Source organism: Streptomyces sp. NBC_00386, assembly GCF_036063235.1.
GTDB lineage: Bacteria > Actinomycetota > Actinomycetes > Streptomycetales > Streptomycetaceae > Streptomyces.
The window spans coordinates 8217322-8237173 of the sequence record NZ_CP107950.1 but is presented as its reverse complement, the minus strand read 5'-3'; the positions used below and the strand labels follow the sequence as shown (position 1 = coordinate 8237173).

At 67.1% G+C, this 19852-nt stretch carries 12 protein-coding genes and 1 pseudogene; 8 read left to right on the top strand and 5 right to left on the bottom strand.

Annotation, left to right across the window (positions count from 1 at the left end; translation table 11 throughout):
- Positions 1-384 precede the first annotated feature (384 nt).
- Positions 385-927 carry a hypothetical protein gene (locus OG780_RS36260; RefSeq protein ID WP_328455357.1) on the top strand — a complete coding sequence of 181 codons (543 nt, stop codon included), beginning with the start codon at positions 385-387 and terminating at the stop codon, positions 925-927.
- A gap of 25 nt (positions 928-952) precedes the next feature.
- On the opposite strand, the gene OG780_RS36255 is transcribed toward OG780_RS36260, so the two are convergent.
- The 3 genes from OG780_RS36255 to OG780_RS36245 form a co-directional block, all read right to left on the bottom strand.
- The gene (locus OG780_RS36255; RefSeq protein ID WP_328455355.1) at positions 953-2899 is read right to left on the bottom strand and encodes an NACHT domain-containing protein; all 1947 of its coding nucleotides are present in this window, start codon (positions 2897-2899) and stop codon (positions 953-955) included.
- A 9-nt stretch (positions 2900-2908) separates the two neighbouring features.
- Positions 2909-3724: a 5'-methylthioadenosine/S-adenosylhomocysteine nucleosidase family protein gene (locus tag OG780_RS36250; RefSeq protein ID WP_328458628.1), complete on the bottom strand. Its 816-nt coding sequence runs from the start codon at positions 3722-3724 to the stop codon at positions 2909-2911.
- A gap of 1351 nt (positions 3725-5075) precedes the next feature.
- Complete coding sequence (locus tag OG780_RS36245) at positions 5076-6824, bottom strand: HNH endonuclease (RefSeq protein WP_328455353.1); 1749 nt, start codon at positions 6822-6824, stop codon at positions 5076-5078.
- Positions 6825-7030: 206 nt separating this feature from the next.
- Here OG780_RS36245 and OG780_RS36240 point away from each other — a divergent pair.
- Positions 7031-8337: pseudogene (locus tag OG780_RS36240) on the top strand (IS1380 family transposase); the annotation flags it as partial.
- Positions 8338-8851: 514 nt separating this feature from the next.
- Here OG780_RS36240 and OG780_RS36235 read toward each other — a convergent pair.
- The gene (locus tag OG780_RS36235) at positions 8852-9961 is read right to left on the bottom strand and encodes a cutinase family protein (protein WP_328455351.1); all 1110 of its coding nucleotides are present in this window, start codon (positions 9959-9961) and stop codon (positions 8852-8854) included.
- A gap of 822 nt (positions 9962-10783) precedes the next feature.
- On the opposite strand from OG780_RS36235, the gene OG780_RS44740 reads away from it, so the two are divergent.
- The 4 genes from OG780_RS44740 (at position 10784) to OG780_RS36220 (ending at position 15558) form a co-directional block, all read left to right on the top strand.
- The gene (locus OG780_RS44740) at positions 10784-11008 is read left to right on the top strand and encodes a hypothetical protein (RefSeq protein ID WP_443062252.1); all 225 of its coding nucleotides are present in this window, start codon (positions 10784-10786) and stop codon (positions 11006-11008) included.
- A gap of 333 nt (positions 11009-11341) precedes the next feature.
- On the top strand, positions 11342-12166 hold the full coding sequence (locus tag OG780_RS36230; RefSeq protein ID WP_328455349.1) for an MOSC domain-containing protein: 825 nt from the start codon (positions 11342-11344) through the stop codon (positions 12164-12166).
- Between the two features lie 184 nt (positions 12167-12350).
- A complete protein-coding gene (locus OG780_RS36225) occupies positions 12351-12956 on the top strand; it encodes an Rv1733c family protein (protein WP_328455347.1) in 606 nt (201 codons plus the stop codon).
- A gap of 172 nt (positions 12957-13128) precedes the next feature.
- Positions 13129-15558 (top strand): right-handed parallel beta-helix repeat-containing protein, encoded by a 2430-nt coding sequence (locus OG780_RS36220; RefSeq protein WP_328455345.1) that lies wholly within the window; start codon positions 13129-13131, stop codon positions 15556-15558.
- Positions 15559-15598: 40 nt separating this feature from the next.
- Here OG780_RS36220 and OG780_RS36215 read toward each other — a convergent pair whose 3' ends face one another.
- The gene (locus OG780_RS36215) at positions 15599-17962 is read right to left on the bottom strand and encodes a hypothetical protein (RefSeq protein ID WP_328455343.1); all 2364 of its coding nucleotides are present in this window, start codon (positions 17960-17962) and stop codon (positions 15599-15601) included.
- 281 nt (positions 17963-18243) lie between these two features.
- On the opposite strand from OG780_RS36215, the gene OG780_RS36210 reads away from it, so the two are divergent.
- Complete coding sequence (locus tag OG780_RS36210) at positions 18244-19071, top strand: DeoR/GlpR family DNA-binding transcription regulator (protein WP_328455341.1); 828 nt, start codon at positions 18244-18246, stop codon at positions 19069-19071.
- Between the two features lie 273 nt (positions 19072-19344).
- Positions 19345-19824 carry an SRPBCC family protein gene (locus OG780_RS36205; protein ID WP_328455339.1) on the top strand — a complete coding sequence of 160 codons (480 nt, stop codon included), beginning with the start codon at positions 19345-19347 and terminating at the stop codon, positions 19822-19824.
- Positions 19825-19852 lie beyond the last annotated feature (28 nt).

The following is a 19852-nucleotide window of genomic DNA, read 5'->3' as shown; positions in this document are numbered from 1 at the left end:
TCCACGCACACCCCTCCCCAAATGCGGTGCAGTTGGCAGCTACGCCGCATACTGGCACCCCCCACTGACAACCGCCGCCGAAACCACCATGAACGGGAGCGCACCAGGGGCGGTTCGCGCCCCCGTGCGATGGGTGCCTGACACAGCTCCGACACAGTCGGTGCCGCTGGCGTCCTCCGACTGCGTGTGCGCAGGCGCCAATCACGGGCTGGGCGAGGAGGTACTGAAGACACCGCTGCCCGACGTACTGGACTGGTCCTTTGCTCTGGCGCCGGTGTGGCGGCCAGGATCCGGCAGCGTGGAGATCGACCGCGCGCGTCCGCGCATCGCCGGCCGAAGCCCGTACAGCCGACACGGCATACGCGTTCACCCGCCGTCAGCCGCATGGACAACTTCGAAACGAAGCGGAGACTGGAAGAGACGGAAGGGGAGTCGGTGGCGGAGACGGAAGCGGTGGCCCGTGTCGTGGCGCAGTTCGCTGATCATGTGCAGTGGGTGCGGGCGTGGCCGGACAAGCCGACCTGGCGTGACCGATTCCGCCGATGGGCGTCCCCCGAGTCCTACCGCTTCGACCCGACCGCCACCCCACCGAAACCCTGGGTCGACCGGCCCGCTGGCCACTATGAGCGCACAGGTTGGCGCATCCGAGCGGCCTACCACAGATCCGACCTGGCTTTCGAGGTCGAGTACGTGGCATGCGATCAATGCAAGATCGGCTGGGTGGAATCGCCTTACACCTCTGAGGGCTACAAGCGCTGCGGCCTGGCTTCAGCCGCTCTCCGGTCTCTGCGCCGCGTCTATCCCGGGCTCCAGTGGCACACGGGAGGCGGGCACTTCCGGGAGTCCGAGCCCTTCTGGGAATCCGTCAGCGCGGACGTTCCCGGGGGCTACACCCGGCGGGAAAGGTGTCATCACTTGGAACCGTGACGAGCGCGGTGAAAGCAACGACTGACTAGCCTTCAGTGACAGGGTTCGAGTCGGGAAGTGAGACACTCCTCATCACTGCCGCCCATCGTTCTTGTTCGCCTAGATTCTTTGCGAAACCGATCAATTGTTGAACAAGCGGCGTCACCGCCTCCGCCCAATCTTCAGGCTGTGGCTGTATGTTTAGACTCTTGGCTAGCACATTGCGCATTTGGTCGTCGATTTTTCCCTCTTGAACGCGCATGATGACTTCTTTGATTAGTGACGCGCGAATGGGAACTGAAATAGCGGCTTGTTCGACTATAGATCGAATGGCCCCACATCGGACCCAGACGTCCTCATCGTCGAGGCGGTCTAGCAAAGCCGAAGAGCTACCAGGACTCGGATGCATTCCAAGCGCGTGAACCGCTCGCCATCGTACAACTGTAGTACCGTGACGAGAATTGTCGGCGAGTTCTTCTATCGCCGACTGGTTCAAAGAGCAACGCCGAAGCGAATTAGCTAGCGCCCATCCCTCTAGCGACTCGGAAGAGCTTATTCGGCGTACGACTTGAAGATCCACGGGCAACTTGTCTTCTAGACTGAAGAGTTCCCGCCATGCCGAGAATTCAGGATCCGCTGACTGATTTCGCGCGGAGATTTTGATTAGCTCTTCTCGGTCCTGCGCACGCAACATTATTCTAGCAAGGTTCGACCCATTTATACGCAGAGCATCTGAGACCTCTTCAACGGTGGAACGTACACAATCCCACCTCTTTTCCGCCAGCATTGCGAGGATAGAGCAGATCATGTCACTAGATACGCGATCTTCCACGAGTGAATAGCCTGCGGCAGAGTAATTCCAGTCGTAGACCAATGCAATGAATCGATCGGCGCAGCGGGTATCCCCTATTTGCTCGACTGTCAGCCGCAGAGCGTCAAATGAGGCGGCGCCCAAGGTAACTTGCTCGAATGAGCGGATGCACCATTCTGAAAGGTTGTGAGCAAGGTGGCGCGCGGCGAGGTAGTCATGAAAAAGATGGTGCGTAAACCATGCTTCGTCTCCTTCCGTACGCAGAACACCCGCCTCAACCAGCTGGCCCACTGTTTTCTCATCGGTGAACGTGTAAAACTCTCGCAGATCCATCACTCGGCTGGATTTTGCCCGATAGGCGCGAAATGCAGCGAAGGAAAGCGAGTCCAGAGCTTCGTCCCGTATGTTCAATTGCTCTTTGTAGAAGTGTTCGATGGTGGTGGCCCCGCTAATCCCAACCTGCACTGCGTCAAGGGCCTTGTCCAAGAAAAATGGACGTGAAACGATTTCTAGGTCCGTAGGCAGCTCGTTTTCCCTTTTGCTTGCCAGCCACACCCTCTCTATCTCGTCCTCAGGTAGCGGCAAAACGGTGGAGAGCTGCCAGCGATCGAGAGCGATAGGCCGGCGTGCAAGTCTGTCAGTGACGACAACGCACAGGAATGGGTACCGTCGCGCGAGTTCGTCCAGAGCCGCCAAGGCTGGCTGTATGTACTCGCGTGAAGCTTCGTTCAAGCCGTCAGCCAGAACTATCGTGCGCGGTACCCAATTACGGGACTTGAGTACATCCTTTAGCGAGGGATGAGAAAGTTCCACGATAGCGCGCAGCACAGACTCCATGTCTCCAGCTGGTACGCCCGTTCCAGGCAGCTCCCGAAGAGAGATCCATACAGGGATATCTTCAGTCTCAGAGACTTTTTGAGCCAGTCGGGCGAGTATCCACGTTTTTCCGCTGCCCGCTTCAGCCGAAATTAACACACGCCCAGCATCGGACGCCTGACCTATGAGCTCTCCCTCCTCGGTGACACGTGAAGAAGAACCATTGAACAGGTCCTCATACGTCGGGAACCATGACAGCTGAGGCCGGAATGACAGCTTGCCGTTAAGGATTTTGGATGCGTGCCACCGACTCTGTGAGCGCATTTCCGTCCACAGCTTTGCTTCGACTTGCTCTCGATCTTCCACGCTTTCACCTCAGCGGACGAGTGCTGGTTCCTCTTTGAGGAATTCGCGAACCAGTCTATGTGTAAAATCGCTGGCCATTGCGGAGGCAGGCTCTTTCCATTTTCGCCTGTCAGTATTATTCCCGGCGGAGTCAATCAAGTCGGATATGCAGCGGACTATCAAAAGCCTTGGGTTGTATGAAGGGTTATTTCTTGCCGAAGCCACGGCCCTGCATACACCGGTCGACTCCATGTCTATGGCTATAGCGTCGTCATAGTTATCTACAATCCATTTCTGCTCCTCGGAGTTGGGATCTCCATAGACCTTATCTCCTGCAACGAGACTAGTGTCGCTATGTACCTTGCACTCTCGGAATATATTCCGGTCCAGGTTGCTCCGCAGTTTATCCCAATCGTATCCGATATGTGCAGCATAATGAGCATGCGCCTTTATTGAAGGATGGTCATAGGGCACAAAGCGCTCTTGTCTTCCGTTTGAGCTCAGTTTGGCGAAGGAGCAGTAGTGGACGTATTGCGGGACGACAATGTCGCCAATAGAAATATCGTCCCTGTCGTTAATTCCTCCAGCGATTCCGGCGAAGACTAGAAGCTCAGGCTGCCACCTCTCAATGACATCTCTCGTTGTGTCAAAGGCGACAATTGTCCCGCGACCCACCTGGCAGTGAATAATTTCTGGAGAGGTAGGGTCGTCTGCGGAATTCGAGTAGCATCCGCCACTAACGGGCTGATCAAGATGGCAGACGGTTCGCACAGCCGTCGTTTCTTCCTTTATGGCGGTGAGAATCGCGACGCGAGCCTGTCCACGGCGACCTTTTGTCATTGGCATCGTCACCACATCGCTCTTGCCTCGGGGTGGGACTAAAATGATCGTACAACTGCCCGTGTGCGAGTGCATCTCGAACGGCCACCGCCAGAGAACTCGAAAACGCGTCAGCCCCGTCCGGGCATTCTTGCTATGGATGGAGCGTTTCGACGGGAGCTTGGCGATCGATGATGTAAGCGGCCGGGACTCGGTGCATACCAAGGCGACCGGCCTAACCATGCTCTCAAGCATCCGTTGGCCGCTGCTCCATCCACAGGTGGCGCCCCTCAGTTCCCTGAGTCTCATCGCCGTTTGCACACGCTTCGGACGGCATCAATAGCCAGGCAATCGAGTACTTGCACTCGCGCTTTCGAGCCTCCGCCTGTTCTGGATCTGGCCCACTCCCGCGTCTGAGAGACCCGGGGTGCTCCATGGCGTGGCGAGTTAGGGGAAGGCATCCCCAGGTGTCCCCCAGAAGAGCTTTGAGTGATTGAATCACCTGCTCAGCGGCAACAGCGCCAGCCCACTGTAAATCTGCCGGCTTAGCCTCACCAGGTTCGAATCCTGGCATCACCACTTGCACGAAGAGACCTCCTCTGGTCTGCGGAAACGCGGACCAGAGGGAGCGAGGACGATCTCTTCTCAACGGTCATGCCGTCCCGGTGTCGTCCACCCGCTCGCCCTCCGCCTGGGATGGCTCAGTCCTGGGGACGTCTGGGTGCATGGCCGCGCGTTCGGCAGGATCGTCACGCTCACCCTCAGCCTGAGAGGGCGTGTGAGAGTACAGCCACGGTTCGTAGGCCGAGTCTCCGGTTTTCATGACAGGCCTCCTTGATCGCTTGCCTTCCATGCTCCCCTGCTCCTGCACGAACCGCAGCAGAGATAGGGCCCCTGTCCCGCGCGAAGAGCTCGGTGCACCGGGCCGCCTGTGGGCTGTCTGACGGCGGCCAGCGACGCCCCCAAACGACCAATGACGACCACAACCCCGCAGCTCCCTGGTGGGGTGCGCGCCAACGATGCGCCCCACCAGGAGGGCTGTTCAATACCAGCGCTGCTGAGCCCAAGTCGGGCACGCGCCTCGGGCCTGGTGGGCAGATCTGCCGGTGGTCTGCTGCGCGAGGGCGAACGGTCAACCGGCTTCTCTGGTCGCAGTGCGTTCAGAGCGGGCCCGGAGGGCACAACGAGGGCACAACAGTGTCACGCGGGTTCAACGCCAGCCAACACAAGCAAACGTCGTTTTGCCTGCTCAGCGGCGTAGCTTGACAGTCATCGCAGACCATGCACGAAAGCGCGACACCCCCGCACAGAGTGCCACCCCTGCTTGTTCTACTGCCGCGAAGTGCACCGTTCGAGGGAGGATTGCAGCGACAGGTGGTCAGCGGTGGTCTCTGCCGCAGAGCGCGCGGTGGTAGCGAAGGTGTGCTTCGTCGATGGGCTGGGCCGGGTGCCGACGGAGCTCTCCTACGGGGCTGTTGTCGGTGGTCATGCGGACTGTGTCATTGGTGTCGATGTAGATGGCGAGTGCGTCGAACTGGACGTGGTGGTTGGGGCACAGGACGAGCAGGTTCGACAGTTTGTCCGGGCCGTGGTGTGGGCGGCCGAGGCCGCGGATGTGGGCGGCCTCGCTGTAGGTGCCGAACCGAGTGGTTAGTTGCAGGCCGCAGACCTGGCAGCGGTCATCGTGCAACTGTTTGACTCGGGCCGCCAACTCGGTGTCGCGAACGATGCGAGAGAGCATGCCAGTGCGTCGTGCGGCCGGCCCCGTTTCCTCTTCTTGGTCCTCGATGTCGTCCGGGACGCCGCTGGCGCTCTCGTAGCCGGCCAGGCCCAGCCGTTCCAGTAGAGCGGGTTGGTCGACGTCGGCGAGGTAGGTCTCGCGGAGGACAGCAATCGCCTGGGTCCTGACGAACGAGTCGCTCAGCAGGTTCGCTGCCTGCTCGGTGAGGCCCGCTCGGGGGTTGAGTCTGTCGAAGGTGGCGGCGTGGGGCTTGGCGGAGGGCTCGGGCGGGAGGCCGTTGAGGTCCCACAGTCCGCTCGTGCGCAGGTGCCAGAAGGGGTACTCGGGCGTTGTCGAGGATTCGGGGAGGCCGAACTCGGCCAGCAACCCGCCCACCTCGTCGCGGAACTGGCGCCACGGTGCGAGGCCGGGCTGCCCGTTGGCGATCCTGGATATGGCCCACAGTATGGCCAGGGGCTTGTGTCTGCTGGCACTGCCGTTGTTCTGGTGAACCCGTAGGCTTCCGAGCCGGTCCATGAGCACGCTGGCCGCCATCTGCTGGGAAGGCTCGACCGGCCCTGGGAGCGCTGATGTCGTGTCGCGCGAGTTGCGCGGCTTGGGAAACAAGCCCGGCAGTTCGCGGTCGCCACCGCTCGCATGCCGAGGGGTGGTCCGGGTCGGGGTGGCGTGGGTCGCCTGTCGTCGCACCCGAGGGAGTGCGGCATGACCGTGCTCGACCCATTCGCGCCACGCACGCGGAGCGTGGGCGAGTGTGTCGTCAGTCCGGAGCCCGGGGTTTCCGCGGGCTTCGATCCACGCCCAGTCGAGTTGATCGTTCTCCGAGCTCAGGTCTAGGACGGCCAAGTCGTAGCGGTAGTTGGGATAGGGCCTGCCGTTGGCGTTCTGCTCGATCTGCTCCAGGCTTTCGATGACCGCGACGCCGCAGAACTCGACGTATCCCTTGGGCGTCTTGTTGCGGGAGACCGCGGCAAAGACCAGCAGTGGCACGGCCCGTGCACGCTGGTCCGCGGTCGGTGCCGCATGCTCGGTGAAGGCTTCGAGCAGGCGCGCGTTGCCCTGGGTACTTCCCACCGGGACTGTGTGCTCGACTCGGTGGTCTCCGAAGTAGCTGATGTGGCCGTTGTCCAGGTCGAACACGTCGTGCCAGGGCGTTTCCGGGCTCCCGGCCTTCCACGGGCTGGACCGGATCAAGATCGCTGGACGTCGTTGCCCTCTGGGCGTTCTGACCTGGGCGATGGGATTGATTCCCTTGCTCAGCTGGATCTGGGCGAGATGGTCGGAGGCGGTGACGTGATGAATGTTCGGGTAGCCGTCGATGACGGCGATCTCGGGGTTCTTGTTCTGCGCCGACCGCAGGACCTCACCGACACGTAGCTGACTTCTCACCGAATCCCCCCGACGTTGCCTGCCCCGATCCTGCCAGGTGCTGATCGCTGTCGGACCCGTCGCCTGCTCGCCCCGCGGCTCTAGCCTCGGGCTTTCACGAGGTGGCCTGTCCGAGGCTTGATCATAAACGCGAGAAGTGCTCCTGACCTGGAACGATAGGACTTGTCGAGGGTCCAGATCGTGCCGTGGAAAGAAGCACTTCTCAGGTGAAGAAGCGTATCGGGTCGTACCCGCGTGTCCGCGTTGAGGGCAGCGGTCGTGGAGTGGTCTCGCAGGCCGGGGCCGTGCTGCTGGTGGAGACGGTCCGCAAGACGGGCCTGGATACTGCGATATCTGCGGCGCTGACACCCTGGCGCAAGCCGCGGACGGTGCACGATCCCGGCAAGATCCTGCTGGATGTGGCGCTCGCGGTCGCCCTCGGCGGCGACTGCCTGGCCGACGTCGGCATGCTGCGGGCCGAGCCGGCCGTATTCGGGCCGGTGGCCTCGGACCCGACAGTCTCCCGGCTGATCGGCACGCTCGCAGTCGGCGGGCAACGCGCCTTGAACGCGATCCGCGGCGCCCGGTCCCAAGTGCGGCAAAGCGTATGGAAGTTGGCCGGGCAGACGGCGCCGGATGCGACCGGCTCTGTCACCGTGGACCTGGACGGCGTCCTGGTGATCGCGCACTCCGACAAGGAAGACACGGCTGCGACCTGGAAGAAGACCTTCGGCCACCACCCATTGATGGGCTTCGTCGACCACGGGACGGGCGGGTCCGGCGAGCCGGTGGCCGGTCTGCTCAGGCCCGGGAACGCGGGCAGCAACACCGCCACCGATCACATCACCACCACCCAACTGGCCCTGGCCCAGCTGCCCAAACCCTACCGGCGGGGGCGCCGGACGCTGATCCGCACAGACTCCGCGGGCGGCACCCACGAGTTCGTGGCCTGGCTCGCGAAACGCGGACGGTGGCTGTCGTATTCGGTCGGCATGACCATCACCGACGCAATCCACCAGGCCGTACTCAAGGTGCCGCTCGCAGCATGGGCGCCGGCCGTCGAGCCCGACGGAGAGATCCGCGACGGGGCCTGGGTCGCCGAACTCACCGGCGGCATGCTCGACGGCACGGACGCCGACGGCATGCGGATCACGTGCTTCGCCACCAACACCACCGGCCGACCCATCCGCCGAACTCGAACTCCGCCACCGCCTGCGGGCACGGGCCGAGGACCGCATCCGGGCTGCCCGCGCGACCGGCCTGCGGAACCTGCCCCTGCACGACACCGCGCAGGAACAGGGTCTGGCTGGAGATCGTCCAGATCGCACTCGACCTGCTGGCCTGGATGCCGATGCTTGCGCTGAACGGGAAGGCCCGGCTCTGGGAGCCCCGCCGCCTGCGGCTCCGCCTGTTCAGCCCGGCCGGCCAGCTCGTCACCACCGGCCGCCGCCAGATCCTCCGCCTCGCCCGCCACTGGCCATGGGCTCATATCGTCACCGACGCCCTCGCACGGCTCGACCAACTGCCCAACCCAGTCTCACCAGTAGCTTTCCCGTCCCTGCGAGCAGCACCATCGTCTCCGGAGCAGTGGAACCCGGCGCCCACCCGACACGTCAGTCGGGCTTCCGGCCTGCCCGCCAGCCGCCACGGAACGCGAAACGGTCCGCCGACTCCGTCGGCAGACCGTCACGAAAGATCGAGGCTAGGGGTGCCAGTAAGAACGCTGTCACCGATCCTGCTGGCTTATTCAGTCATGCGGGGGGGGAGAGGGGGGACATCATCGGCCAAGGCTTCGGCTGCATCGACATTCCCCACTCCACCCGCGGCCGGGAACGCCAAGACGGCCGCTGCTGTCCTGGCCAAGGAGCCGCCACACGCTGAGCCCGGAATTAGCCAGCAGGATCGTCACCAGCCGCAAACGGCCGTGATCAGTCCTTGGACCCAGCAGCCCGAGGCTAAGCACTGCTGTGGGGCCCGGTGTCGTTTTGACGGCACCGGGCCCCACCCTGTAGCGCTCTGCGGTCACCCGATCCGGTCGCGGGCCTGACTTACTGAAGTGGGTTCGACGGCACCCCAACTGCTCCCGGAATCTTCGGACTTAGCAGGCCGAGTTGCAAGGAGGAGGAGATCTCCAGGATTGCCGACTTTTCACTCCTGGGCACTGTGGGTTCTGTCCCGTATCGCACGTGGGGGCAGAGAATGCTGAACGTGATGATGCAGTTGACATCACCAGTCGGCACCGTGAAGGGGTCGTTGCAGACGGCGTCGTCCGGGAGGCAGGCCCTGATCGTTTGGCCCTTGTCGAGTTCCGCGGGGAGGCTCGGACGGGCCAATGGGTTGTACGGATCCGCTACGAGCCCGATACCACTGATGCTGGACACGATGTCGGGCCACTCGTCCGGATGGTCGCGCTTGAACGCATCCAACGCGACGCGGATCACCCAGTTTCCTTGCGAGTATCCAGCCAGCACGATCTTTTGGTTTTGACCGTGGCACGCCCTGACCTGGGCCAGGAGGTCTGCTTCAAGGTTCGCAGCGCCTTCTCTGACGCTGTCGGGAATGGGGAAGCCGTTCTTCACGACTTCGGCGGCTGTCAACGCCACGCCGTTGACGGTTACCCCGCCATTCCTCACCAGGTCGAAGAAGAGCTTCTCGGCGCTGTCGGCTGCGATCTCCTCGACCTTCTTTGCCGGATAAGGAAGTCCGTAGACCTGCACACCGAGAGGCGCGAGGTTCTCGTAGACGCCGCCTATTTCAGGACCGAGATCCCGAGGGATCTCCGGGTGGCCTTCGACCTCAGGTGTCTGGCCCGAGCCCCGCACTCCGATCATGAGAGGTTTCGAGCAGGACGCTGGGATGTGCTCTACGCGGTTCTGCTGCGCTATCTGGGCTGACTGCTGCGCCGTTGGGGCTGGCTGCCGAGTCTCCGGGTGGCATGTTCCGCCCGGGACCGAGAGGCGGGTCCCCGGGAATATCAAGTTCCCGTGATCGCTCGTGGCATGCCCGTACGTCCGAGCTGCTGCCTCGATCACCGACTGGCTGGCCTCGTAGAGGGCAGTCCATTTCGTCGGGTCACCGAGGTTCTTGGCGGCGATGTCCCACAGAGTGTCCCCCCTCGCGATCGTGTGGGTGGCACACGTCTCTGGCTGGGGCCTCACCGGTTGCGTGGAGGCCGGGGGCTGGACCGGAGCCGGCGGCGGGACCGGAACGGGGACCGGGGGCTGGACCGGAGCCGGAGGCGGGACCGGAGCCGGGGGTGGAACCGGAGGCGGGACCGGAGCCGGGGGTGGAGCCGGGGGTGGAACCGGAGCCGGGGGTGGAGCCGGGGGTGGAACCGGAGCCGGGGGTGGAACCGGAGCTGGCGGCTCGGTGCTGTGAGTGTCGGACGGCGAAGGCGAAAGCGGCTCGGTGCTGTGAGTGTCAGACGGCGAAGGCGTTGTTTGGGCGAGGCTCACCCTGTGGGCGTCGGATCTATCTGGCCCGGATGGCCGCCTGGCCGACGGATACGGCACGTACAGCGGTGGATCAATGGCAACTTCCGATGCCTGTGACACGTACCGCATGTACGGCGGCGGCTCAACCAGTGCGGATGTCGGTGACACGTACGGCACGTACGGCGGCGGCTCAACCAGTGCGGATGTCGGTGACACGTACGGCACGTACAGCGGCGATAGCGTGAGTTGTCGCCGGGAAGCCGTCTGCTGGAGCATCGCTGTGATGTGCGTTGGATTCTGTGATGCGAAGGTCGGAAGCACGTTCCGCGCTGTGGACGGTATGGCAGGCGCGGAGGTCGGTTGGGCGCCGGCGGGAATGCCCGACGCGAGAACCATCGACCCTGCGGCCAAGGCGCTGGCTGTTGCCAGGGCTATTCGGTGGACCGCGCGTATTCGGAGTGCCTGTCTCGGTTCCCGGGCCATCGTCAACCTCCTGGCGTGTTACGCAAAGTCGTCAATCGATGACGCTATGTGACTTAAGAGGGGATGTCTTTCGGTGTTACCCCAGGCGGGGGGCAAGGCCTGCCTGCCCAGGGGTTCGTCCGCGCCACCCTCACCGGGCACTCCGACTCCGTGAGGGCTATTGCGTGCACGTTGATCGACGGTCGACCCCACGCGGTCACCGGGGGCGACGACAAGACGGTCCGCGTGTGGGACCTTATGTGCGACCGTCAGAAAAGCGGCTGGGCTTCCTGCAGAAAAGCCGAGTAGGGGAACTCTGGCGTGCTTGACGTGGGGCACCTGTGGGATGACCAGGCGACACCAGGCATAAAGGCAGATGAGGGCCTGATCGCTGCGCAGTCTTAAATCTGCAGCCCGCGACTCGGCACCGCCGCACAGGCCACGCCCACCGCGAGGCTGGGCCGTCTGTGGGCCGTCCGACGGGGACCAACGACAGCCACCAACGACCAACAGTGACCCCAAACCACCAGCTCACCGGTGAGGCGCGCGATGGCGTCGCACCTCGCCGGACCGGGCATCCAGTACCGCGGGTACTGACACCCTCGGCCCGCACTGTCGGTGCCCCCTGGCACCATGGCGGTCATGGGGAACGCGGTACTGCACTCGATTCACGTCCATCCGGTCAAAGCCTTCCGGAGCACATCGCTCCAGGAGGCCGAGGTCGAGCCCTGGGGGCTGGCCGGAGATCGACGCTGGATCCTGATCGACGACGGGGGAAAGGTCGTCACGCAACGCGAGCAGCCGCGTCTGGCGCTGGCCGCCGCCGAGATACTCCCCGGCGGCGGCCTGCGTCTGTCCGCCGAGAACCGCGGGCCCGTGACGGTTCCCGTGCCCGAACCCATCGGTACGACAACGGTGGAGATCTTCGGTGACAAGGTGGAAGCCGTCCTCGCCGACACGGCGGCGCACGACTGGTGCAGCGCGTACCTGGGAACCGACGTGCGCCTCGCCCACATGGACGATCCGGCCGCCCGCCGGCCCGTCGACCCGGACTTCGCGCTGCCGGGCGAGACCGTCAGCTTCGCCGACGGCTATCCGCTGCTGGTCACCACGCTCGGATCGCTGGACGCGCTCAACTCCCTGATCGCGCGGGGCGACCGGGCCGAGGAGGGCCCGTTGCCGATGAGTCGTTTCCGGCCGAACGTCGTCGTCTCCGGCACCGACGCCTGGGCCGAGGACGACTGGTCGAGGATCGCCATCGGCGAGGTCACCTTCCGGGTCACCAAGATGTGCGGCCGTTGCGTCGTCACCACGACCGACCAGGACACCGCCCGACGCGGCAAGGAGCCCCTGCGGACCCTCGCCCGGCACCGGCGCTTCGCCGGAAAGCTTGTGTTCGGACAGAACCTGGTGCCCGAGACCCGCGGCTCGCTGCGGGTCGGCGACCCGGTCACGGTCCTCGCGTAGCCCGCCCGATGACATTCCGCCAGAGCCGGAGCACCGGGAACCCTTCGGCCGGGCGGGATCGTTGAGTCTGCGTGAGATGTTCCTGAAGGGCCCTGGGGGAGGGTGATGTCGGCCTCTCTTCCGGGCATCGTGCGTGAACGGCTCCGCTGCTGGTAATGACGGAGGCGGAAGGGGGTGCGGGACGGTGCGCGCGATCATCGGTCTCTGGCGCTGGCGGCGCAATCCGCTGCGCCGTACGACAGATCTCGTGGAGGCCTGGCTGGCCCTGGCCTCGCTCCTGCTCGTCCTGTTCGCGGCACCCCTGGCAGGAGCGGCCGTCGGGGTCTCGGTGCAGGGGACACTGCAGAAGGCCGTACGGGACCAGCGCAAGGACCGGCACCATGTGGCGGCCGTCGTCGTCAGGAAGCTGTCCCGGGGCCCGCTGGCCCCCGACCCCGAGACCCCGTCGGGGCGGGACGCGCACAGCCGGGTCGTGGCCGACTGGACCGCGCCCGACGGCACCCCGCGGCGCGGCACCGTGATCGCCGACCTCAAGTCGCCGCTCCCGGGGGACCGGTTCTCGATCTGGACCGACCGGCACGGCCGAATAATGGGCCGCCCCCTGGACGCCGCCACCGCGACCGCGCACTCCGCTCTGGCCGGCTTCGGCGCGGCGGTGCTGACGGCCGGACTCCTGGAGGGCGGCAGACGGTTGATCCTGTGGCACATGATCCGCCGGCGTCACGCCCGATGGGACCGGGCCTGGGCCAAGGCGGGTCCTGACTGGGGCAAGGCAGACACCGGCAGCTGACGGCCTTCCCGCTCCGGTCAACCGGGCACCCCCGCGCACGCTACGGTGGACCGGCCGAACCGATCGGCACCGTCGTGAGAGGCTGTCCGGCAGGGGCCGGGATCCCGACCGACGGGGCATCAGCACGACCTCGCAGGACCCGCGTACGACGAGGTGGGGGCACAACAGCGCCATGGCACAGGGCACGGTCCAGGTGACGCACACCGGAACCTCGCGGTGGCGGCGCCGCACGGGTGAGTACGCATCGCTGGCCGCCGCCCTGGAAGCCGCGGCCGACGGTGATGTGCTGACCGTCGCTCCCGGCACCTACCGGGAGAACCTCGTGGTGGAGCGCGCGGTGACACTGCGCGGCCCCGAGGGCTCCCCCGGATCCGTGCGCATCGCGCCGGTCGACGGCGTGGCCCTGACCGTACGCGCCTCGGCCGTCGTCCAGGACCTGCATGTCGAGGGCCAGGACTCGGCCTCGCCCGCGCTGCTCGTCGAGGACGGCACGCCGGAACTGCTGGACATACGGGTCGTCACGCGCTCCGCGGCCGGGATCGAGGTCCGCGGGGGCGCCCGGCCCACCGTGCGCCGTTGCACCGTCGACAACCCGGCGGGCGTCGGCATCGCCGTACTGGACGGCGGCGGCGGGGTGTTCGAGGAGTGCGAGGTCGTGGCGGCCGGTCAGTCGGGGGTCGTGGTCCGCGGGGGCGCGCGTCCACGCCTCGAGCGCTGCCGGGTGCACCACACTTCCGGTCCTGGGCTGTCGGCGACCGGCGAGAACTCCTCGCTGGAGGCGGTGGGTTGCGAGGTGTACGAGGTCAAGGGCTCCGGTGTGCAGATCACCGCCCGGGCCACGGCCCACCTCACCGACTGCGATGTGCACCGGACCACCGCGGACGGCGTCACCCTCGACACCGACGCCGTGCTCACGCTCGCCGACTGCCGCATCCACGACATCCCGGAGAACGCGGTCGATCTCCGCTCGCGCTCGGTGCTCACCCTGACCCGTACGAGCGTGCGGCAGTTCGGGCGCAACGGCCTGTCGGTCTGGGACCCGGGCACCCGCGTGGACGCCAACCAGTGCGAGATCTTCGACAGCACGGGCGACTACCCCGCGGTGTGGGTGAGCGACGGAGCGACCGCCATACTGGACTCGTGCCGGGTGCACGACGTGCCGGACGCGCTGTTCGTCCTCGACCGGGGCTCGCGCGCGGACGTCGTCGACTGTGACATCTCCCAGGTGCGCAACACCGCGGTGTCGGTGAGCGACGGAGCGACCGTGCAGCTCGACGACTGCCGCATCCGGGACGCGGCTACCGGAGCCTGGTTCCGCGACCACGGCAGCGGCGGCACGCTGTCCGGCTGCATCATCGGCGGCACACAGACCGGCGTGATCGTCACCAAGGGCGCCGATCCGACCTTCGAGCGCTGCACGGTCACCTCCCCCGCCGAGGCGGGCTTCTACGTCTCGGCGGACGGCAGGGGCAGCTTCACGAACTGCCGGGTGGCGGACAGCGGGGGCTACGGCTTCCACGTGATCGACGGCTGCCGGTCGACCCTGCGCAAGTGCCGTACGGAGCGATGCGCGCGCGGGGGCTACGAATTCGCCGACGCGGGTTCGGCTCCCGGCTCGGGTCCCGTCGTCGAGGACTGCTCGAGTGACGAGAGCGCGTCGCTGCGCACCCCGGCGCACGAGGCGGCGGTCGAGACCTCGGCCTCGTCCGTGAGTCTGCTGGGGACGATCCCCGGTCAGCGCAGCACCGAGCGGGAACCGGTCGTCACCGGCGCGGAGCCCGCCCAGCCGGCCCGCGGGCCGAAGATCGTCCTCGGTGAACTCGACACACTGGTGGGCCTGGAGAACGTCAAACGCGAGGTGCGGGCCCTCACCGACATGATCGAGGTGGGCCGCCGCCGGCAGCAGGCGGGCCTCAAGGCGGCGTCCGCGCGGCGCCATCTCGTCTTCACCGGCTCCCCCGGCACCGGCAAGACGACCGTCGCCCGGCTGTACGGCGAGATCCTGGCCTCGCTGGGTGTGCTGGAGAAGGGGCATCTCGTCGAGGTGTCCCGGGTGGACCTGGTCGGTGAGCACATCGGGTCGACCGCGATCCGCACCCAGGAGGCGTTCGACCGGGCGCGCGGCGGTGTGCTGTTCATCGACGAGGCGTACGCGCTGTCCCCGGAGGACTCGGGCCGCGACTTCGGGCGCGAGGCCATCGACACGCTGGTGAAGCTGATGGAGGACCACCGGGAGGCAGTGGTGGTGATCGTCGCCGGGTACACCGCGGAGATGGAGCGGTTTCTGTCGGTCAACCCCGGGGTGGCGTCCCGCTTCTCACGGACGATCACCTTCAACGACTACATCCCCACCGAATTGCTGCGAATCGTTGAGCAACAGGCCGAGGAGCACGAGTACCGGCTGGGTCCGGGCGCGCCCGAGGCGGTCCTGAAGTACTTCACCTCCGTCCCGAGAGGACCCGCCTTCGGCAACGGCCGCACGGCGCGGCAGACGTTCGAGGCGATGGTGGAACGGCACGCGGGCCGGGTCGCCAAGCTGACCGAGCCGAGCACGGACGACCTGACCCTGCTCTACGCGGAGGATCTGCCGGAGCTGCCCTGAGCGCCCCGGGGCCTGCCCGGCACATCCCGTCCGCCAGGCGCTAACGGGGGCGCTGGCCCGGCACCTCGGGCAGCAGCCGCTCCAGCAGGAGTTCACGCTCGACGGCGAAGACCGGGTCCGCCTGGTAGTCGGAGTGGCCGAGAACCGGCGCCGGCAGCGGCAGTCGGTCGGTGCGCCCGTAGGCGAGCGGGTCTTTCAAGGGCTCGTGGTCGACTTCGGGACCGCAGTCGCCGGGCAGCCTGACGGGTCCGCCGATCGGATCGGTGCGACGGTACAGATTGCGCCAGCAGGCGACCTCGCGGTGCAGCGACGCCAGCGCGGCGGGGCCGAAGTGGGCCGGGAACCAGCGTCCGTACAGGCGCTCCAGCGGTGAGCCGTAGGTGAGGAGCGCGACCTTCCCGCGCACCGAGGGCTTGAGCTGCCAGGCCGCGGCGGCCGCCAGCACACTGCCCTGGGAGTGTCCGGAGAGCACGAGCCGTCCGCCGGTCGCCCGGGTCCAGGTGGCCATCCGCCAGGTGAGGTCCGGCACCGCGCGCTCGGCGTAGCAGGGCGGCGCGAAGGGGTGGGCCGCGCGCGGCCAGAAGGTGCCGACGTCCCAGAGGATGCCGATGGTGCGGCGCGCGGCGGGGTCCTTGTAGGCACGGCGGCCCCAGGTGACGAACAGGATGAAGCCGAGGCCGATCAGCCAGGAGCCCAGGGCCTGCGCGGTCTCGGCCGCGCCGTGAACGAACCCGTTCGCCCCGCGCGCCGCCTCGCTGGGGGCGTCACCGGTGGCGAGGGCCCCGGCCAGGGCACAGGCTCCGAGCAGCAGGGTCACGGACGAGAGGACGCCGACGATGAGCGGCGCGCGGTCGGTGAGCGCGGCCATCGCGCGGGTGCTGGCGATACGACGGGTGCGGGCGGAGTCCTTGGGCTCGCCCGCGTACTCGCGCTCGACGGCGGTCATCTCACGACGGCGAAGCTGCCAGGTGCGGCGGGCGAGCCAGCCGGTGAGGGCGAGCAGGACGAGGAGCAGCGGCGGGATCACGGAGGCCTGCCAGGTCAGCAGGACGGGCGGGCCGGGGATCGAGTGACGGGTGCCGTCGAGCCAGTCGGCGACCCGCTGGGACACTCCTCCGGACATCACGCCGCCGAGCGCGCAGCCGAGCATGGCGACGGCGGGTCCCGCGAAGCCGCGCATCGCGGTGCGCGGGTCGAGGGTACCGTCCGCCGTCCCGGGCGCGCCGAGGACCTGAGGGGTGGTGCCGTACAGAATGCGGGCGACCACGCACAGTGCGATCACGAGCAGGCCCTGGACGAGGGCGAGGCCGCCGAACGTGGCGTCGCCCGGCAGACGCCCCGCCGAGTGCCAGTGGGGCCGTGACCAGCCGGCGTACACCAGGGTGAGGGCGAGGAGGGCGACCGCTCCGAGCGGCAGCCGGCGTACGAGCGCCAGGTCGCGTCCGTGGTCGATCCGGTTCTCGCTGCGGCCGCGACGGCAGACCACCCACAGCACAACGACCCCGCCCGTAACGAGCGTTGCGTTCAGGAGCACGCCCAGCGTTTCCAGTACGGCGGACCCGCCCGGCGCGCGGTCGTGACGGGCGGCCGGGGAGCCCACGGCGGCGGCGACGGTCAGGAATCCCGCGGCGGTGTGCGCGGCGCGCAGCCGGGCCACCAGGCGGCGCCCGTACCAGAAGCCGGGGCGGCCGAGTCCGGTGCCGTCCGTCTCCTCGTCGGTCTCGGCCGCGCGGGCCATCGGCTGCTGCGACTCGTAAGCGCTCCAGGTGCGGTGGGACAGGTACCACAGGAGTGTGGTGAGCGCCGCGGGCACCAGTCCGGCCAGGGCGAGGCGGCGGCCCGGCAGGCTCCACCAGCCGGCGTCGGGCCCGTCCGGGGAGAGGAATCCGAGCCAGGAGTGGTTGCGCACACACGCACGGGTGCCCGCGCACTGCCAGGCGGCCAGGTCGAGGGCGACCTCGCAGGCGGCGGCGACCAGCAGGACCGTGAGCGTGAGACCGGCGAGACGGACGAGCAGCCCGTACAGGCGCACCGTCCGCCCGTGACCGTGCGAGGCCGGACGCATCCAGTGCGCGAGGTTGACCACCATGAAGGGCAGGAGGAGGAGCCACAGGGCGCGGGCCCCGTTGCCGGACGTGAGGTTGCACCACACGTACGCCTCGCGCACCGGACCGCCGCGGTGGTCACCGGGGCGCTCCTCGGCGTCGGTGTCGTCGGCACGCCGGAAGACGGCCGCCGTCGCGTCGCCGGTGATCCGGACCGTCCGCGGATCGTTCAGCATCTCCTCCGGCGTGGTGCCGCCGACTCCGTGGACCAGGAGTTCCAGGGCGCTGCCTGCTGCTTCGGGCCGTTGTACGGGGCTGCCGGGCTCCCCGTCGACGGCATGTTCCCGTGCACGTTCCACTGTTCCGCACTTCCCCGTGCCACACGTGTCTCAGGTGTCATGTGCAGGCACAAGGCTCTCGCGCTCCGGGCCTCCTGCGCACCCGAAGGCACGGAATCTCCCCGATACGTGTGAATACGGCGGCACAGGAGGGGCACAGCGGGCGCACGGGCAGTGGCGCGACCGAGGGGGTCCCGTGCGAGGATGGGTCGTCCTCCAGACCTCGGGCAAGGAGAATGTCCACGTGGGAGCGGGTTCGGGCGGAGTGTCGGGCAGGCAGCGACGAAAGGACCGGAGCGGTCGTGAGTGAGAATCAGAACCTCCTCGCGGAGCAGCGTCGCGCCCTGATCCTCGACGAGGTGCGTCGCCGCGGTGGCGTCCGCGTGAACGAGTTGACGCGAAGACTCGGTGTCTCCGACATGACGGTCCGCCGTGACCTCGACGCGCTGGCCCGTCAGGGTGTCGTCGAGAAGGTGCACGGCGGCGCGGTGCCTGTGGTCGAGGCGAGCACGCACGAACCGGGTTTCGAGGCCAAGTCGGGTCTGGAGCTGACCGCCAAGGAGGACATCGCGCGCACCGCGGCCGAGTTGGTCGCACCGGGCTCGGCGATCGCCCTCTCCGGTGGTACGACGACGTACGCCCTGGCCCATCACCTGGTGGACGTCCCGGACCTGACCGTGGTCACCAACTCGGTACGTGTGGCTGACGTGTTCCACTCGGCGCAGCGCACCTCGGGTCAGCGTCAGGGTGCCGCGACCGTCGTTCTCACCGGTGGGGTGCGCACGCCGTCCGACTCGCTCGTCGGACCGGTGGCCGATCAGGCCATCGCGGCCCTGCACTTCGACGTCCTCTTCCTCGGTGTGCACGGCATATCGGCCGAGGCCGGACTGTCGACGCCGAACCTCGCGGAGGCGGAGACCAACCGGCGGCTCGTGCAGTCCGCGCGACGCGTCGTCGTGGTGGCGGACCACACCAAGTGGGGCACGGTGGGCCTCAGTTCGTTCGCCACGCTCGACCAGGTCGACACGCTGGTGACTGACTCCGGGATGCCCGCCGCGGCCCGCGCCGAGATCTCGGACCACCTGCGCCTGGTGGTGGCCGGTGAACCCGAGGACGATACAGACATCTGACGGTCCGCCAGCTATGGTGACGCTGCCCGCGCCGCCGGTCACGCCGTCGGCGCCGTCCGTGGCGCGGGTGCGCCCGGTCGTCGCTCGCGGCCGGCCGGCCGGTTCCAACGGACGGCCTGTCGAGTCCGGTTCATGAGACCGCCGCCGAGTCGGGTGCCGTGAGCGGGTCGGACCGGACCGGGTTCGCGGGGGGGGCGAGCGGGCGGTGACAGGTGTTTTTTCGCGTACATGGAGACCGGGACCGGAACCCTGTTCCGGTGAGGGGGTTCGTTCATGGCACGTCGACTGCGTCCGGTGGGACCCGACTTCGTCGAGACCGCTCCGCTGCGTCTGGTGTTCGCGCGGCAAATCGCCGCCCCTCCCGAGGCCGTCTTCTCCGCGCTCGCCGACGACGCGTCCGGCTGGAGCGAGTGGTTCTCGGCGGTGACTCTCGTCCGGCCCACCGCCGACGGCACCGGGCGCGAGGTACGGCTCCGCGGCGGAACGCGCTTCGAGGAGACCGTCCTGGTCAGCCAGGGTCCCGAGGTGTACACGTACCGGGCGGACGTCACGAACGCGCCGGGGCTCCACGCTCTGGCCGAGGAGTGGCGGCTGACGCCCGTGGGCACGGGAACGCGCGTGCAATGGACCTTCGCCGCCGACGGAACGGCCTTGTTCCGGGCGGCACTCACCGTGGGGCGGAGCGGCCTGGGGCGTGCCTTCCGCGGCGCGGCGACGGCGCTGGACCGGCGACTGGCGTCGACACCGGCCTGAACCGCCGGGGGCCGAGACGTCAGGCTCG

Bases quoted from the DNA above. Each gene is read 5' to 3' on its own strand.
- OG780_RS36260 (WP_328455357.1), top strand. From the start codon at position 385: ATGGACAACTTCGAAACGAAGCGGAGACTGGAAGAGACGGAAGGGGAG.
- OG780_RS36220 (WP_328455345.1), top strand. From the start codon at position 13,129: ATGGCACAGGGCACGGTCCAGGTGACGCACACCGGAACCTCGCGGTGG.
- OG780_RS44740 (WP_443062252.1), top strand. From the start codon at position 10,784: ATGTCTTTCGGTGTTACCCCAGGCGGGGGGCAAGGCCTGCCTGCCCAG.
- OG780_RS36230 (WP_328455349.1), top strand. From the start codon at position 11,342: ATGGGGAACGCGGTACTGCACTCGATTCACGTCCATCCGGTCAAAGCC.
- OG780_RS36250 (WP_328458628.1), bottom strand. From the start codon at position 3,724: ATGCCAATGACAAAAGGTCGCCGTGGACAGGCTCGCGTCGCGATTCTC.
- OG780_RS36205 (WP_328455339.1), top strand. From the start codon at position 19,345: ATGGCACGTCGACTGCGTCCGGTGGGACCCGACTTCGTCGAGACCGCT.